The 17,264-nt window shown below is 63.4% G+C and carries 15 protein-coding genes; 2 read left to right on the forward strand and 13 right to left on the reverse strand.

Translation table 11 applies throughout. The features are described 5' to 3' along the window. Positions 1-55: 55 nt before the first annotated feature. A complete protein-coding gene (locus tag MWN76_RS02845) occupies positions 56-1,912 on the forward strand; it encodes a DUF885 domain-containing protein (protein WP_250459166.1) in 1,857 nt (618 codons plus the stop codon). A gap of 95 nt (positions 1,913-2,007) precedes the next feature. Here the strand turns inward: MWN76_RS02845 and rsgA are convergent, their stop codons facing one another. After that, positions 2,008-3,132, reverse strand: coding sequence for a ribosome small subunit-dependent GTPase A (gene rsgA / locus MWN76_RS02850; protein WP_250459167.1), 1,125 nt, complete (start codon positions 3,130-3,132; stop codon positions 2,008-2,010). 569 nt (positions 3,133-3,701) lie between these two features. On the opposite strand from rsgA, the gene pulA reads away from it, so the two are divergent. Beyond that, positions 3,702-7,058 (forward strand): pullulanase-type alpha-1,6-glucosidase, encoded by a 3,357-nt coding sequence (gene pulA, locus MWN76_RS02855; protein WP_250459168.1) that lies wholly within the window; start codon positions 3,702-3,704, stop codon positions 7,056-7,058. Between the two features lie 484 nt (positions 7,059-7,542). On the opposite strand, the gene ribA is transcribed toward pulA, so the two are convergent. The 12 genes from ribA to MWN76_RS02915 form a co-directional block, all read right to left on the reverse strand. Continuing rightward, positions 7,543-8,151, reverse strand: coding sequence for a GTP cyclohydrolase II (gene ribA / locus MWN76_RS02860; RefSeq protein ID WP_284500010.1), 609 nt, complete (start codon positions 8,149-8,151; stop codon positions 7,543-7,545). Positions 8,152-8,167: 16 nt separating this feature from the next. Continuing rightward, positions 8,168-8,800 carry a retropepsin-like aspartic protease family protein gene (locus tag MWN76_RS02865; RefSeq protein ID WP_250459169.1) on the reverse strand — a complete coding sequence of 211 codons (633 nt, stop codon included), beginning with the start codon at positions 8,798-8,800 and terminating at the stop codon, positions 8,168-8,170. Between the two features lie 24 nt (positions 8,801-8,824). Continuing rightward, entirely contained in the window at positions 8,825-9,304 is a 480-nt protein-coding gene (locus MWN76_RS02870) for a phosphatidylglycerophosphatase A family protein (RefSeq protein ID WP_250459170.1), read from the reverse strand. 38 nt (positions 9,305-9,342) lie between these two features. Then, positions 9,343-10,293, reverse strand: a complete 951-nt coding sequence (gene thiL, locus MWN76_RS02875; RefSeq protein ID WP_250459171.1) for a thiamine-phosphate kinase — start codon at positions 10,291-10,293, stop codon at positions 9,343-9,345. Positions 10,294-10,300: 7 nt separating this feature from the next. Continuing rightward, a complete protein-coding gene (nusB, locus tag MWN76_RS02880) occupies positions 10,301-10,741 on the reverse strand; it encodes a transcription antitermination factor NusB (protein WP_250459172.1) in 441 nt (146 codons plus the stop codon). A gap of 208 nt (positions 10,742-10,949) precedes the next feature. Then, positions 10,950-11,420 (reverse strand): 6,7-dimethyl-8-ribityllumazine synthase, encoded by a 471-nt coding sequence (gene ribH, locus MWN76_RS02885; RefSeq protein WP_250459173.1) that lies wholly within the window; start codon positions 11,418-11,420, stop codon positions 10,950-10,952. 116 nt (positions 11,421-11,536) lie between these two features. Beyond that, a complete protein-coding gene (ribBA, locus tag MWN76_RS02890) occupies positions 11,537-12,652 on the reverse strand; it encodes a bifunctional 3,4-dihydroxy-2-butanone-4-phosphate synthase/GTP cyclohydrolase II (RefSeq protein ID WP_250459175.1) in 1,116 nt (371 codons plus the stop codon). Positions 12,653-12,831: 179 nt separating this feature from the next. Continuing rightward, entirely contained in the window at positions 12,832-13,494 is a 663-nt protein-coding gene (locus MWN76_RS02895) for a riboflavin synthase (protein ID WP_250459177.1), read from the reverse strand. Positions 13,495-13,511: 17 nt separating this feature from the next. After that, a complete protein-coding gene (gene ribD / locus MWN76_RS02900) occupies positions 13,512-14,657 on the reverse strand; it encodes a bifunctional diaminohydroxyphosphoribosylaminopyrimidine deaminase/5-amino-6-(5-phosphoribosylamino)uracil reductase RibD (protein WP_250459180.1) in 1,146 nt (381 codons plus the stop codon). Further along, a complete protein-coding gene (gene nrdR, locus MWN76_RS02905) occupies positions 14,657-15,133 on the reverse strand; it encodes a transcriptional regulator NrdR (protein ID WP_250459181.1) in 477 nt (158 codons plus the stop codon). The genes ribD and nrdR overlap by 1 nt, the downstream gene beginning before the upstream one ends. A 179-nt stretch (positions 15,134-15,312) precedes the next feature. Next, on the reverse strand, positions 15,313-16,575 hold the full coding sequence (glyA, locus tag MWN76_RS02910) for a serine hydroxymethyltransferase (RefSeq protein WP_250459183.1): 1,263 nt from the start codon (positions 16,573-16,575) through the stop codon (positions 15,313-15,315). 127 nt (positions 16,576-16,702) lie between these two features. Further along, on the reverse strand, positions 16,703-17,200 hold the full coding sequence (locus MWN76_RS02915; protein WP_250459185.1) for an outer membrane beta-barrel protein: 498 nt from the start codon (positions 17,198-17,200) through the stop codon (positions 16,703-16,705). Between the last annotated feature and the right edge of the window lie 64 nt (positions 17,201-17,264).

A 17,264-nucleotide genomic window follows, 5' to 3' on the forward strand; every position in this document is an offset into this window, starting at 1 on the left:
TGTCGGCCGGCGGGCAAGCCGCCGGCCTTGGTTGAACGAATTCCCCGGGGGAACCATGTCCTTTTTCCGCAAATCCCTGATGGCCACCGCAGCCATGCTGCTGGCGGCCACCACCTCGGCCATGGAGCAGAAGGCTTTTGAAAAAGCCTTCGAGGCACTGCCGAAGGAAGATGCCGCAGCACAGCTGACCGCACTGCAGGATCTGCGCTACCGCTGGCTGATGGAGAGCCACCCGGAGCGCGCCACCTACGAGGGCTACCCGGGCCTCGACACCCTGTGGACCGACGCCTCCATGGACGGCATCGAGCGCCGCCGCGACCAGACCCGCCGCCTGCTCGCCGCCAGCCGCCACCTGGACAGCGACACGCTGCCGGACGACCGGCAGCTGGACCTCCAGCTTCTGTACCAGGACCTGCTGACGGAAGTGAAGGGTTTCCAGTTCCCGGATCACCTGCTGCCGGTCAACCATATGAGCGGTATCCAGATCAATGTGCCGGGCGTACTGAATACCATGGCCCACCGCACCGAGACGGATTACACGCAGATTCTCGAGCGACTGGAGAAGGTGCCGACACTGGTGGCGCAGACCCGGGCGCTGATGGAAAAGGGGCTGGAGGAAAAAATCACCCCGCCGCAGATCACCCTGCGCGACCTGCCGGGCCAGATCCGCGCGCTGATCCCCGAGGACCCCAAGCAGAGCCCGCTGCTGAAAGCCTTCGCTGACATGCCGGGGAGTATCCCCGCGGACACCCAGCGCCGCCTGCGCAACCGCGCCTACGCGCTCTATCACAAGGACCTGGTGCCCGCCTGGCGCGGCCTGGTGGAGTTCGTCGAGCGCGATTATATTCCCGGCGCCAGGGTGGACACCGCCTTTACCGATATGCCCGACGGGCTGCGCTGGTACGCCCACAAGGTGCGCGAAAACACCACCACCGACCTGAGCCCGGCGGAAATCCACCGTATCGGGCTGTCCGAGGTACGCCGCATCCGCGCCGAAATGGACCAGGTGATCGCCAGGACCGGTTTCAAGGGCAGCTTCAAGGAATTCACCGAGTTCCTGCGCACGGATCCGCAGTTCTACTACCGCAGCGAAGAGGCACTGCTGAAGAACTACCGCGATATCGCCAAACGCATCGACGGCGAGCTGCCGGGCCTGTTCGGCAAACTGCCGCGCCTGCCCTACGGCGTCAAACCGATCCCGGCCTACGCGGCAAAATCCCAGACCACCGCCTACTACATGCCGGGCTCCAACGAGGCCGGCCGCGCGGGCGTCTTTTACGCCAACACCTACAACCTGCCCAGCCGCCCGAAATGGGAAATGGAGGCTCTGACCGTGCACGAGGCCGTGCCCGGCCACCACCTGCAGATCGCGCTGGCCCAGGAGCAGAAGAACCTGCACCCGCTGCGCCGCAACAAACACTACACCGCCTTTGTCGAGGGCTGGGGCCTCTATTCCGAGAGCCTCGGCCACGATCTGGGCCTGTACACGGATCCCTACAGCGAGTTCGGCGCCCTGACCTACGATATGTGGCGCGCCGTGCGCCTGGTGGTGGACACCGGCATGCACCAGCTGGGCTGGAGCCGCGAGCAGGCGATCGAGTATTTCGCCAGCAACAGCGCCAAGCCGATGCACGACATCACCGTGGAGATCGACCGCTACCTGGTCTGGCCGGGCCAGGCCCTGGCCTACAAGCTGGGGCAGTTGAAAATCGTGGAACTGCGGACCAGGGCGGAAGAGGAACTGGGTGACGATTTCGATATTCGCAGCTTCCACGACCAGCTACTGAGCGCCGGGGCACTGCCGCTGAATGTGCTGGAAACACGCATGAACAACTGGATCGAAGCCCAGGACGGCCAGTCTGCAAGCATCCCCGCCAAACCGGCGCAGGGCGGTGAAGTCACTGCCAGTTGAGTTTTCCGAAGCCACCTGGCAGTGCGGGGCGGACTTTGTGTTCGCCCCCTTCACGATCGAATCGCCACCCGCCGCCCACCCACCGCAAAGAAAAATCACTCCCCACGCTGTTTGCGCGCCCGCGCATGGTTCTTTACTTCGCGGTAGAACTGCCCCAACGCCCGGTCCCCGGCGCGCTGTTCGGCCAGGGTGCGGTTGTTGTGTGCCACCTCCCGCTCCAGTTTGCGCCAGTTGTGCAGGCGCCGCTCCTCCAGCGCTCCCGCTTGCAACGCCGCCTGGACCGCGCAGCCCGGCTCGCTGTCGTGACGGCAATCGGAGAAACGGCAGTTCAGGGCGAGACGGCCAATGTCATCGAACGCCGCCGCCAGCCCCTGTTCCACGTTCGCCAATCCCAGCTCGCGCATGCCCGGGCTGTCCAGCAGCAGGCCGCCGCCGGGCAATGGGTACAGGGCGCGGTGGCGGGTGGTGTGGCGGCCCTTGCTGTCGTCCTCACGGATACCGGCGGTGACCGCCAGTGAAGCGCCGCACAGGGTATTCAGCAACGTCGACTTGCCGACACCGGACGACCCCAGCAGCGCCACCGTCTCGCCAGTGGCACACCAGTCGCGCAAAGGCGCGACGCTGTCCTCGTCCAGCCCGTTGACCAATACCAGCGGCAGGTCGCCGTAGCCGCGCAACGCCTCGGTATAGGCAGACGTATTCCCACACCGGTCGACCTTGGTCAGCACCAGGCACGGCCGGCAGCCGGCCTCGCGCACCAGAGTCAGATAGCGCTCGATACGCGACAGGTTGAAATCGTCGTTGCACGAGGACACGACCAGCACATTGTCGATATTGGCGGCAATCAGCTGCGCCCGGTCTGCACCCGGCGCCATGCGCTGGAACAGCCCGGTCCGTTCCAGCATCCGCACCGGCCTGCGCGAGTCCCGCTCCAGCAGCAGCCAGTCGCCGACCGTGGGGCGCAACCCGGCCTGCAATTCCCGCGGCAGCAGGCCGAGCGGCAGCGGCTCGTCGCCGCCTTCGCCGCTGACATCCAGCTGGCTGCGGTGCACGGCCATCACCCGCACCGGCTCGCTGTCGGCCAGCTCTTCCAGGGTCAATTGCTGCTGGAAAAAAGGTTTCCAGCCCAGGCGCTGCAGTGCCGACGGCGCGCGTTTCGCGCTGGATACAGAGGAGCCGCGCCCAAAACGGGGGCGGCGGGAAATCAGTGATTTACTCAAGGTGTGAACCCTCTTGTGTCGATACACAGGGGTTTCCTCGGGAAGGGAAACCCGACGTTCAGGAAATCTCCTGTCTGCCGGGCTGGAACCGGGAACCGGCTGGTTTAGCGGCTCCGGGGGGCCCGGCGAAGGTTGGATACAATCATCTACTGTCCTCCGCTGGTGAATCGTTGGCTGCAATTTAGCATTGGGGTCGACGGTGCGCAATATTCCGCAGAAAAAGAAAAGCCGGCATTGAAGCCGGCTTTTATATCCGATCGCAGCGGGTGCATCACCTTTCTCGACCCGCAGCAACCTGATGCATTTGAGTATAGACCGGGAAAGAAGTTCCGCTGGGGAAAATCCCGCTGTTCTCTACTCGCGGACCATAATCGCTCCGCCAGGTTGCCCCGCCGTGACGCTTTTATAAAACATTTGTGACAGTCGTCCCTCTCTGGTATCGCAGAACGACACCGCCTCCGTCTACTCCCCCCGGGGTGGGAGGCCCCGCTCGCGCGGCTGGGTTTCAATGACTGTCGATGTATCTGTCCCGATCTTAACGCCATAACAATAATCAGGGAGACACCTCAATGCGATCGATAAAAGCCGCAGGCGTACAACAGTGTGCGCCATTTCTGCTGGGCGGCCTGTTTGCGGCCGTTCACCTGCCGGCACTGGGTGCCGATACGCCGGATCCCTCCGCGGTCAATATCCCCGGCACCGTCCAGAGCCAGGTCGGCTGTACCGGCGACTGGCAGCCGGACTGCGCCGCCAGCCAACTCAGCTATGACAGCGCCGACGACAAATGGAGCGGCCGTTTTTTTATTCCCGCCGGCAACTGGGAGTACAAGGCCGCGCTGAACAACAACTGGGATGAGAATTACGGCCAGAACGCGATACGCAACGGCGGCAATATTCCGCTGTCCCTCGCCAATAGCCGCGAAGTAAAGTTTATCTACGACCACGGGAGCCACTGGATCGCGGATAGCGTCAACGCCACCATTGCCACTGTCGCCGGCAATTTCCAGGGCCAGCTCGGTTGCCCCGGCGACTGGCAGCCGGATTGCCTGCGCAGTTGGATGCAGGATACGGATGGCGACGGTCTCTACACTTTTGTCACCGACAGCCTGGGCGCCGGCGACTATGAATTCAAGGTAGCGCTCAACGAGAGCTGGGACGAGAGCTACGGCAGCGACGGCGCCAATGTACCCTTTTCGGTGGATGCCGATAACGACGAAATCTATTTCGCATTCGATCCGGTCAGCAAACAGGTCAGCGTCAGCGCCGACGGCATGCCCCGCGGCGATCTCGGCCTGGACAAGGCGCACTGGGTCGACGCGGAGACTTTCGCCTGGAACGTTGCCGTCAATCCCGGCGATACCGTCAAGCTGCATTACAGCGCCGACGCCGACCTGCAGTTGAACGCGAACGGCGTCAGTGGCGACGGCGAGATCGCGCTGCAGTATCTGGCCGATCAGCTCGGTGGCGGGATCCGGCAGAAATTCCCGCACCTGTCCGGCTTCACTGCACTGCAGCTGCCCGCCGACAGCCCGCCGATCTCCGAACTGGTTACCGGGCAACTGGCGCTGGCCGTCTACGGCGAAGACGGCAGGGTGCGCGATGCCACCGGTGTACAGACCGCCGGAGTCCTCGACGACCGTTTTTTCTACGACGGCAAGCTGGGTGCCCAAGTCGGCGAAAACGACGTTCACTTCGATCTATGGGCGCCAACGGCGCGGTCGGTAAAACTACACCTGTTCAACGATGCCGCCGCGGAAAGTGCCGATCAGGTAGTACCGATGACGCGCGACGCGGACACCGGCGTCTGGTCCGCGGATGTAGCCGGTAACTGGGACCGCAAATTCTACCTGTACGAGGTGGAGGTCTACTCCTATTTCAGCCGCCGGGTGGAAACCAACCTTGTTACCGATCCCTATTCCCTGGGCCTGTCAATCAACAGCAGCAGGAGCCAGGTGGTAAATCTCGACGACCGGGACCTGAAGCCACACGGCTGGGATCACCTGCGCAAACCCCCACTGGAACGGCCCGAAGATATCTCCATCTACGAGCTGCATGTGCGCGATTTCAGTATTGAGGATGAAACCGTCGACAGAAATGCCCGTGGCACTTTTGTCGCGTTCGCCGATCGTCACAGCCGCGGTATGCGACACCTGGAAAGACTGGCCCGCTCCGGCCTGACGCACGTGCACCTGCTACCAGCCTTCGATTTCGCCACCGTCAATGAGGACCGCACGCAGCAGCAACAGACACCGGATCTGTCCGCCTTCGCACCGGACAGCAGCGAACAGCAGGCAGCGGTCAACGCGGTGCGCGACCGCGACGGCTTCAACTGGGGTTACGACCCGTTGCACTTCACCGTGCCCGAAGGCAGCTACAGCACAAACCCGAACGGGGTCAGCCGCATCCGTGAATTCCGTGAAATGGTCCGGGCGCTGTCCCGTTCCGGCCTGCGGGTGGTGATGGATGTGGTCTACAACCACACCAGTTCCTTCGGCCAGCACGACAACTCGGTGCTGGATAAAATCGTGCCCGGTTACTATCACCGCCGCAACCTGGAGGGCGGCGTGGAAATGAGCAGCTGCTGTGCCAACACCGCCAGTGAACACGCGATGATGGAGAAGCTGATGCTGGATTCGATGGAAACCTGGGCCACGGCCTACAAGGTGGATGGTTTCCGCTTCGACCTGATGGGGCATCACAGCCTGGACAATATCCTCAAGACCAGGGCGCGGCTGCAAACACTGACCCCCGAGGAAAACGGTGTGGAAGGTGACAGTATCTATCTCTACGGCGAGGGCTGGAATTTCGGCGAGGTGGCCGACGACGCCCGCTTTGTCCAGGCGCGCCAGTCTAATATGGCCGGCTCCGGTGTGGGCACCTTCAACGACCGGCTGCGCGACAGTGTGCGCGGCGGCAATCCGTTTGGCGGCTACGAGGAACAGGGTTTCGGCAACGGCCTGTTTACCGATTCCAATGGCAAGTTCGCGGGTGACGACGAGCGCGCGACCCTGCTGACGCTGGCCGACAAGGTGCGTATTTCGCTGGCCGGAAACCTGGCGGACTACCCGCTGGTAGACGCCCGGGGAAATACCGTCACCGGCGCCGAGCTGGTCTACAACGGGCAACCCACCGGCTACACCGCCGACCCGCAGGAATCGATCAACTATATTGCCGCACACGATAATGAAACCCTGTTCGACGGCATACAGATCAAGGCGCCGGCCGATGCCTCACTGGCCGAGCGGGTGCGTATGCAGGTCTTTGGCAATTCGCTGGTGCTGTTCGCCCAGGGCATCCCGTTTATTCACGCCGGCCAGGATTTCCTGCGTTCCAAATCCCTGGACCGGGACAGCTACAATTCCGGTGACTGGTTCAATGCGTTGGATTTCAGTTTTACAGGCGGCAATTGGGGCAAGGGCCTGCCGATGGCGGATAAGAACGAGGAAAAGTGGCCACTGATGGCACCGCTGCTGGCAAATCCGGAACTGGCACCGGAGCGGAAACACCGGCTCTGGTCTATCGCCCTGTTCCGCGAGCAACTGTCCATCCGCAACAGCTCGCCACTGTTCCGGCTGCCCGACGCGGTATCGGTGGAAAAACACTTGAGCTTCCTCAATACCGGCCCGGGGCAGGTACCCGGCCTGATTGCGATGCAGCTGGAAGATACGGAAGGAAATATCGATCGACGCTACCGGCGTATTCTGGTGTTGTTCAACGGCGACGATGGCCCGCTCGAGTTCAGCCACGACAGCCTGCGCGGCACCCACCTGATGTTGCACCCGAGACAATGGATCTCCGCCGACTGGCGTCTGCGCCAGGCGAACTTCGATCGCCACAGCGGCACCTTCACCCTGCCCGGGCGCAGTACTGTGGTTTTTGTGGAGAAACGAAGTGGTGGATGGATACTGCCGTGGCTGTGGGATTAATTCAATTTATTAGCCACTAGCGATTGTCGGGGCGAACCTTACGTTCGCCCTTGTTATTCGCGGCCCCGGAACCAGACATCATAAGCGAGTTCAGAGGCGGCCCTGCTACCGGGAGTACCTTGTGGGACACGCCGTAAATCCATCCCTGGAGGCTTGTCCGCGAGGTCCCTCTCGCAGACAGTCCCACAAGGTACTCCCGGTAGCAGGGCCTTCGCATCCGCGTTGCCATTCTTTTGAAGCCATCTTTACGGCCAAATAGAAACACAGATGTCGATGCCAAGGTGCTGATACCGGTAAGGGTTTTCCAGACCTTATGAGGCATGGATGCCGATTAGAGCGTACAGGGACGTATTTACAGCATGTCTGGAAAGCCCTTACCGGTATCAGCACCGCCACCAATCTCTCTAACGACAAAAAGGTTAAGGGGCCACGACCAAAAGCGCGAACACAAGGTTCGCCCCTACAGGAGAATTGCCGGCTTCGGCTATTCCTGCTCTTCGTCATCCTCGAACAGGTGCCCCAGCTTGCCCTTCTTGGTGGAGAGGTACTTAACGTTGTGCGGGTTGCGGCCGGTCTGGTGTGGGAGGCGCTCCGTCACTTCGATGCCGAGGTCCTCCAGCGCCTTTACCTTGCGCGGGTTGTTGGTCATCAGGCGGATGGATTTGACCTGCAGGTGCTCGAGCATCGCCTTCAGGATGGAATAGTCACGCATGTCCGCACCGAAGCCCAGCTGTTCGTTGGCCTCTACCGTATCGGCACCGCAATCCTGCAGGTGGTAGGCACGGATCTTGTTCAGCAGGCCGATACCGCGACCCTCCTGGCGCAGGTAGAAAACCGCTCCGCGGCCCTCAATGGCAATCCGGTGCAGCGCGTGCTGTAACTGGGCACCGCAATCGCAGCGCAGGGAAAAGAGTGCATCACCGGTCAGGCACTCCGAATGGATACGGGCCAGCAACGGCTCGTCGGTAGCCGCATCCCCCATGGTCAGCACCACATGCTCCTTACCGGTCTCCACTTCCTCAAAACCATGCATTTCAAACATGCCCCAGGGAGTCGGCAGTTTGGAGGATTCCACGTAACGAATGGTGGTCAAGTTAATACCTCTGTCTTCAATTCCGCGCGCGCAGAATCAGCATGCCGCGCTGCTGCTCCATATCCACCCGACTGAGAAAGCTGTTGCCCAGCAGGGTTATCTCCGGAAAATCGTCCGGCAGTATCGTGGCTTCCACATTGTGCACCTTGATTCCGCCGATGGTGACGCTGTCCAGGTTCAGTTTGTAGCCGCGGGCCACACCGCTGGCCGTACTCACATTCACCGGTTGCGCCCGGTCGAAATCCAGCCCCAGGTTGCGCGCAGTGGGATAATTGAAGGCGACACTGGTCGCCCCCGTGTCCACCAGCACCGGAACCCGGCGGCCGTTGACCCACACGCGAGTGCTGAAATGCCCCTGCGCATCGGCCACCAGCCGCACTTCGGCGCGCTCGGAACGCACATAATTGCTCGCCACCGGCGCGTCCAGGGTCAGCTTCTGCTCCCGGCCATTCGCCTCGATACGCGCATAGTCGGTAGTCGCCTCCAGCAACGTCACCCCCTCCGGCGACGTCTGTCCGGATTTCAGCAACCGCTGCTCGCCGCCAATCTCCAGCATGGCGCTGCTACCAAACAGCCCTTTCAGCTGCACCTGCTGGGCTGCGGCCGCGAGCGGCAGCAGGCACAGCAGGGCGAGAATCATCTTGTACATGGGTCTTCCCTTTCCGGTTTCCGATCAGCCAATCCATAGCGCCGTCAGCTGTAACACCAGCGCCGCATAAACGGCAGCCAGTATATCGTCGAGCATAATTCCAACACCACCGTGAACCCGGCGGTCCACCCAGCCGATCGGCTGTGGCTTGGCGATATCGAACAGGCGGAACAGCAGGAATCCGTACAGGGCCCAGCCCCAGCCGACCGGCGCCATGAACATGGTCAGCCAGTAGCCCACCATCTCGTCCCAGACGATGCCGCCATGGTCGTGCACCCCGAGTGTTCTCGAAGCGGCGCCGCACAGATAGCAACCGACCAGGGCGGTGGCGATCACGATACCCAGGTAGTGGAGCGGCGCCAGGCCCTGCATCAACCACCAGAAGGGGATGGCGGCGAGGGTGCCGAAAGTGCCCGGCGCCTTCGGCGACAGGCCGGAGCCGAAACCGAAGGCCAGCAACATCGTGGGGCTGCGCAATAGCTGTTGGGCGGTCGGGTTCTGCATCGCTGTTATCTGTTGTTTCGCGGGCGCGCCGCTGTCGTTCAAAAGTGCCGGTAGCCGGGTATCCGGGCCCGCCAGGGTTCGCCGCGCAGGCGGGGATACACCGCCGGCTCTTCCCCTGCGGCGACCAGCGTGCCGATGCGCACGGCCCCGGTGGCCAGCGCCTCCAGCGCCGAAGCCCTGCGCTCGGGCACGGTAAAACAGAGCTGGTAGTCGTCGCCGCCGGTGGCCGCCAGCTCCAGCGCTCCGTCGCCGGCGAGGCGCCGCGCCAGTGTCGCCACCGGCACGGATTCCATTCGCACTTCGGCAGACAGGCCGCTGGCCCTGCAGATATGCCCCAGGTCGGCGAGCAGGCCGTCGGAGATATCCACTGCCGCGCTGGCGATCCCGCCGATCGCGGCCGCCGTCTGCAGTTGCGGCTGCGGCCGGTAATAGGCCTGTTCCGCCCGCTGCCGGTCGCCGCTGTCGGCCGCGCCCCGGTTCAGGACCAGCGGCAACGCCGCCGCGGCCGCGCCCAGCGGGCCGCTGACATAAATCCCGTCGCCGATGCCGGCGCCGTCGCGGCGCAGCGGCCGCTGCGCAGTGCCGATGACCTGCACGGTGATCGACAGCGGGCCGCGAGTGGTATCGCCACCCACCAGCGAGATATCGTACTCGCGCGCCGTCTGCAGCAGGCCGTCGGCAAATGCGCGCAACCAGTCCGGATCGCTTTCGGGCAGGGTCAGGGCGAGGGTAAACCACAGCGGGCGCGCATTCATCGCCGCCAGGTCGCTCAGGTTGACCCGCAGTGCGCGGGTGGCGATCAGCCCGGCGTCGGCATCCGCCGGAAAGTGCCGATCGGCCACCAGGGTGTCCACGCTGGTGGCCAGCAGTCCCTGCGGCGGCGGCTGCAGCAGCGCGCAGTCGTCGCCGATTCCCAGCGCCACGCCCTCGCCCTGCGGGGCAGCGCTGAAGTAGTCGCGGATGATTTCAAACTCGCCAGGGCCGGGCACAGTGTTACTACTTCTTGTCCGCGGCCACTTCGGCCGCGCGCAGGTCCGCGGCGGTCTTGTCCAGGATGCCGTTGATAAACTTGTAGGCGTCGGTGGGGCCGAATTTCTTTGCCAGCGCGACGGACTCGTTAATGACCACCTTGTAGGGCACGTCGATGCGGTTTTTCAGCTCGTAGGTGGCCATGCGCAGCAGCGCGCGGGATACCGGGTCCAGTTCCTCGACACTGCGGTCCAGGTGCGGGCTGTAGGCGCCCTCCACCTCGTCGAGGTTTTTGGCCACGCCGTGGAAGAGCTCGCGGAAATAGGGTACGTCCGTCTTGCTCATATCGTTGTCGGCATGGAACTCGGCCTCGATCGCATTGAGGCTGGCGCCGGCCATCTGCCACTGGTAGAGCGCCTGCATGGCGTAGTGGCGCGCCTTGCGGCGCGCGGATGCGGTTACGGTCATGTTTCTCTATCTTTTCCTGGAATTCCGGTGTGTGCCAGTAAGAGGGCTCGGTGGCGGCCCAGATACCGGGGGTGGTTTGCGGGACACACTGTGAATACATCCATGTACGCTCGTAATCGACATCCCTGTCTCATACGGTCCCGCAAACCACCCCCGGCATCTGGGCCTTCGCATCTGGCAGTGGCATTCTTTTCCGAGTCCCGAGTAACTATATCTTGCCCAGCAGGGAAACCATTTCCAAGGCGGTTTCCGCCGCTTCGCAGCCCTTGTTGCCGGCCTTGGTGCCGGAGCGTTCGATGGCCTGCTCGATGGAGTCCACGGTCAGCACACCGAAGGTGACCGGGATACCGCTGTTCAGGGAGACCTGCGCCAGACCCTTGGTGCACTCGCCGGCCACGTACTCGAAGTGCGGCGTGCCGCCGCGGATCACGGCGCCCAGGGCGATGATGGCATCGAACTTTTTGCTCTCGGCCAGTTTCTGTGCCGCCAGCGGGAATTCGAAGGCGCCCGGCGCGTAGTAGATGGTGATGTCCTCGTCCTTGATGCCCTTGCGGCGCAGCGTGTCCAGCGCGCCGTCTTTCAGGCTCTCCACGACAAAGCTGTTCCAGCGGCTGACCAGCAGCGCGAACTTGCCTTTGTTATCGATAAAATCGCCTTCGATGACGTTGATATTGCTCATTGTTTTTTCCCATTATTCTGATGGGCACGCTGCGCTTTACCCATCCTACAAAAACGGCGAAACCCTAGCCCTGATGCGGTCTAAAGAGCGAAGCGCCGCGACCATCAGCTTGACGGTTATTCGTCGTCGGCATTCAGGTAGTCTTCCACTTCCAGGTCGAAACCGGAAATGGCACTGAACTTGAACGGCGCGCTCATCAGGCGCATTTTGCGCACCTTGAGGTCGCGCAGTATCTGCGAACCGGTGCCCACCTGTTTGTACACCAGGTCGGAACTGGGGCGCTGCTGCTTGCCGCTGATCAGCCAGTCGATACTTTCCTCGATTTCCTCGGTGGTCTCGTTGTGGCAGATCAGTACCACCACGCCCTTGCCCTCCTTCGACACACGCTCCATGGCGCGGCGGAAGGTCCAGGGGGTGAATTTCTCGTCGCCGCGGCGGATGGTCAGTACATCGCGCAGGGTATTGCCGACGTGCACACGCACCAGGGTCGGTTCCTCCGGCGTCGGGTTGCCGAGCACAAAGGCGAAGTGGCGCTCGCGACGAGCCTTGTCCAGGTAGGTACGCAGTTTGAATTCGCCGAACTCGGTGTGCACCAGGCGTTCGTTGGTGCACTCGACGGTCTTCTCGTTCAGCGCGCGGTAGTTGATCAGGTCGGCGATGGTGCCGATCTTCAGGTTGTGCGTCTGCGCAAATTTCTCCAGGTCCGGGCGGCGCGCCATGGTGCCGTCCTCGTTCATGATCTCGACGATCACCGCGGCCTGCTCGAAACCGGCCAGGCGCGACAGGTCGCAGCTGGCCTCGGTGTGGCCGGCACGGCTCAGCACGCCGCCGGGCTGGGCCATGATCGGGAAGATATGGCCGGGCTGCACGATATCGCTGGGCTTGGCATTGCGGGCCACGGCGGCGCGCACGGTGCGGGCGCGGTCGGCGGCGGAGATGCCGGTGGTGACCCCCTCGGCGGCCTCGATGGAGACGGTGAAGTTGGTACTGAACTGGGCACCGTTGTCGCGCGACATCAGCGGCAGGTCCAGTTGCTCGCAGCGTTCGCGGCTCATGGGCATGCAGATCAGGCCGCGGGCGTGGGTGGCCATGAAGTTGATATCCTCGGCGCGCACCTGCTCCGCGGCCATGATCAGGTCGCCCTCGTTCTCACGATCCTCGTCATCCATCAGGATCACCATCTTGCCCTGGCGGATATCGTCGATCAGTTCTTCAACCGTATTGAGTTCCATAAAGCTCTCTAACATCGTGATTGGTTGTCGTAAGACCGTGGCGGTCCTGCTGCCGGTGGTGCTTCGCGGGACACGCCGTGAATACATCCCTGTAGGCTTGTCGGCGAGGTCCCTCTCGCCAACAGTCCCGCAAAGCACCACCGGCAGCAGGACCTTCGCGTCAAGTCCGTTGGTTTCGATCAGCGCTTGAAAAACCCGTGCTGCGCCAGAAACTCCACCGTCAGGCCGTCGCTATCCGGCTCGGCCGCCTTGTCCCCCAGCAGCAGCCGCTCCAGGTAGCGCGCGATCAGGTCCACCTCCAGGTTGACCCGGGTGCCGGCGCTGTAGTCGCCCATCACGGTTTCCTGCAGCGTGTGTGGCACAATGGTCAGTTCGAATTCGGCGCCGTCCACGGCGTTCACCGTCAGGCTGGTGCCGTCGACAGTGATCGAGCCCTTGTGGGCGATATATCTGGCCAGGTGATCCGGTGCGCGCACACGGAAACGCTCCGCGCGGGCCTCCTGCCTGCGCCACACGACCTCGCCGATGCCGTCGACATGGCCGCTGACAATATGCCCGCCGAGGCGGGTCTGCGGCGTCAGTGCCTTTTCCTGGTTGACCCGGTCGCCGGTCTTCCAGCGCTTCACACTGGTCACGTCCAGCGTTTCGGCGGACACGTCCGCCCAGTAGCCGTCGCCCGGCAGGTCCACCACGGTCAGGCAGACGCCGTTGGTGGCGATACTGTCGCCCAGCTGCACATCGGACAGATCCAGCTTGCCGCTTCTGACCCGCACGCGCAGGTCGCCGCCCTGGGGCTTCAATTCGGTGATTTCGCCGATGGCTTCGATAATTCCGGTAAACATCTGCGGACAGCCTCGCGCTAGCGCTCTATATCGGTAGTGGCGGTGATGCGCCAGTCGTGGCCGACCGCGTGCATCTCGGTGATGGTGATCGGCAGCACCGAGCCCATGCGTTCGATCGGCAGCTCAAACAGCGGCCTGGCGCTGGAGCCGAGCAGTTTCGGCGCCATATAGACGATCAGCTCGTCGATATGCCCGCGGTACAGGAACTCGCCGGACAGGGTGGCGCCACTCTCCACCAGGATCTCGTTGCACTGGCGTCGCGCCAGTTCCCGCAGCAGGGCCAGCAGGTCCACGCGACCGTCACTGTCTGCCGGCAGCGCCAGCACCTCGGCGCCGGCCTTTTCCAGGCGCTCGCGGCGGGACGCTTCCGCCGCTTCGGTGGTGACCACCAATGTGGGGGCGTCGCCCTGCAAAATAAAGGCTCTGGCCGGTGTCCGCAGCCTGCTGTCGACGATCACCCGCAGCGGTTGCACGGCAGCGGCCTCCGCGGCCGCCTGCGCTTCCAGCGCCATCTCGTCGGCGCGCACATTCATATTGGGGTTGTCGAAACGCACCGTGTCCACGCCGGTGACGATGGCACAGCTGCGCGCACGCAGCCGCTGCACATCGGCGCGGGCGGCGGGGCCGGTGACCCACTTGGATTCGCCGCTGGCCATGCCGGTGCGGCCGTCCAGGCTCATGGCCGATTTGCTGCGCACCAGCGGCAGGCCCAGGGTCATGCGCTTGATAAAGCCCGGGTTCAGCGCCCGGCACTGCTCCTCAAGCAGCGGGCCCTCCACCTCGATACCGGCGTCGCGCAGTTTCTGCAGGCCGCTGCCGGCCACCGACGGATTCGGGTCCTGCATACCGTAGACCACCTTCGCCACGCCGGCCCCGATCAGCGCCTCGGCGCAGGGGCCGGTCTTGCCGGTGTGGCTGCAGGGTTCCAGGGTCACATAGACGGTGGCGCCGCGGGCGCGCCCGCCGGCGGCGTCGAGAGCCTCGATCTCGGCGTGGGGCAGGCCCGCGCGGCGATGCCAGCCCTCGCCGACGATCGCGCCGTCACCATCGGCGATCACACAGCCGACGCGGGGGTTGGGCATGGTGGTATAGAGGCCGCGCTCCGCCAACTGGATAGCCCGCGCCATCAGTGCCCGCGGGCTGCTGTCGGGACCGGCACCCATCACTTGTCCGCTCCCTGTTCCCTGGAACGGCTGGTCAGGCGCTCGATCTCTTCACTGAATTCGCTCAGGTCCTCGAAGCGGCGGTAGACCGAGGCGAATCGCACATAGGCCACCTGGTCCAGTTCGCGCAGCTGGTCCATGACCAGTTCGCCGATACGCATCGCCGGCAGCTCGCGCTCGCCGGTGGCCTGCAGCGCGTGCTTGATCTGCGCCACTGCCGTCTCCACGCGCTCGATGCTGACCGGGCGTTTCTCCACCGCGCGCTGGATACCCGCGCGCAGCTTTTCCTCGTTGAAGGGTTCCCGCTGGCCGTTCTGCTTGATCACCCGTGGCAACAGCAGTTCGGCGGTTTCGAAAGTGGTGAAGCGCTCGTGGCAATCGAGGCACTCGCGCCGGCGGCGCACCTGGTCGCCCTCGGCCACCAGGCGGGAATCGACGACCTTGGTTTCTTCCGCGCTGCAGAAAGGACAGTGCATTTTCAGGAGAGCTCTGTGGAAAATTGCGCGCAGTTTATCACAGTGGCCGGTGGTTGGTGGTCGGGGGCCGGCGGAAGGCAAGAAACAGAAAACCCCGGGAGAACCGGGGTTTTTGTGGTGGACGGCGGGAGATCAGTGGCGGGGCCAGCGGTCGCTGGCCATCGACCTCCAGCCAGCCATCACTGATATACCGGGAACTTGGCGCAGATGTCCAGCACCTTGCCCTTGACTTCGTCGATGGTCGCATCGGCGTCGCCCTTTTCCAAAGCGTCCAGCACGTCGCAGATCCAGTGGGTCAGCTGCTGGGTCTCCTCGACGCCGAAACCGCGGGTGGTGATCGCCGGGGTGCCGACGCGCAGGCCGCTGGTAATGAACGGCGAGCGCGGGTCGTTGGGCACCGCGTTCTTGTTGACGGTGATGTTGGCGCGGCCCAGGGCCTCGTCCGCATCCTTGCCGGTGTACTCCTTGCCGATCAGGTCCACCAGCATCAGGTGGTCGTCGGTGCCGCCGGAGACGATGTTGATACCGCGGTCGAGGAAAGTCTCGGCCATGGCGCGGGCGTTCTCGACCACCTTCTTCTGGTAGGCCTTGTACTCGGGGCTCATGGCCTCCTTGAAGGATACCGCCTTGGCCGCGATCACGTGCATCAGCGGGCCGCCCTGGCCGCCCGGGAATACCGCGCTGTTCAGCTTCTTCTCGATCTCTTCGTTGGTCTTGGCCAGAATGATGCCGCCGCGCGGGCCGCGCAGGGTCTTGTGGGTGGTGGAGGTGACCACGTCGGCGTGCTCGATCGGCGACGGGTATTCACCGGCGGCCACCAGGCCGGCCACGTGGGCCATATCCACCATCAGGTAGGCGCCCACCTTGTCGGCGATCTCGCGGAAGCGGGCCCAGTCCATCACGCGGGAGTAGGCGGAGAAGCCGGCCACGATCATCTTCGGCTTGTGCTCCTCGGCCAAGCGCTCCACTTCCTCGTAGTCCACCTCGCCGGTTTCCGGGTTCAGGCCGTACTGCACCGCGTTGTAGATCTTGCCGGAGAAGTTGACCCGCGCGCCGTGGGTCAGGTGGCCGCCGTGGGCCAGGCTCATGCCCAGCACGGTGTCGCCCGGGGCGCACAGCGCCTGGTAGACAGCGGCGTTGGCCTGGGAGCCGGAGTGCGGCTGCACATTGGCGTAGTCGGCGCCGAACAGCGCCTTGGCGCGCGCGATGGCCAGCTCTTCCACCTTGTCCACATACTCGCAGCCGCCGTAGTAGCGCTTGCCGGGGTAGCCTTCCGCGTACTTGTTGGTCAGGCTGGTGCCCTGGGCTTCCATCACCAGCGGGCTGGTGTAGTTCTCGGAAGCGATCAGCTCGATATGTTCTTCCTGGCGGCGGTCCTCTTCCTGAATGGCACTCCAGACATCCGGATCGAAAGAGGCGAGCGTGACTGATTGATCAAACATGATTTTCCCTCGGTAAAGCGGGCTACAGACGGGTGAAACTATAGAAAGGCGCGCATTGTACACCAAGGCGGGAAGCGCTGCGCGAGTATGACGACGCGGTCACAATAACCGCGTCGGGGAGGGAGATTCAGAAGGTCAGGGTCATGGTGCCGGACCAGAAACCGACATCCTCTTCGATCATGGTGTATTCCAGCTCGATATTGGTATTGGGACCATAGTTGAAGCCCACACCGCCACCGAGGGAGATACCGGTATCATCCGAGCTGCCCCAGCCGACATCCACGTCTTCATACAGGACACCCGCGCGGCCTTTGAAATAGAGATCGCCGTAGGAGCGATAGGTGGCGTAGCCGGCCAGGGTCTGGATATCGACATCCGCGCCGCCGCCATTGAGCGCGTCGGCCTCGCCACTGATCAGGGAGTTGGTGTACTCACCTTCAAACCCCCAGCCGGAGGGCAGCGTGTAGCCGCCGCGCAGGCCGACGTTGATCGGGTTGTCGGCATTGTACATATCGATATCCATAATGCCGGCAGTGGCCCCCCAGTAGGCGTTCCCGCCCTGGGCGCTCGCCGCGGAAGAGCAGACCAACGCCAGAGCGGCGACACCGTTTGCAATGTTACGCATAGGAATTCCCCAATTCGTGTTGTTCGAGAAAATTTGCGCGGATTTTAGCCGCGTTCAATCCCGC

Source organism: Microbulbifer litoralis (genome assembly GCF_023634065.1).
Classification (GTDB): domain Bacteria; phylum Pseudomonadota; class Gammaproteobacteria; order Pseudomonadales; family Cellvibrionaceae; genus Microbulbifer; species Microbulbifer litoralis.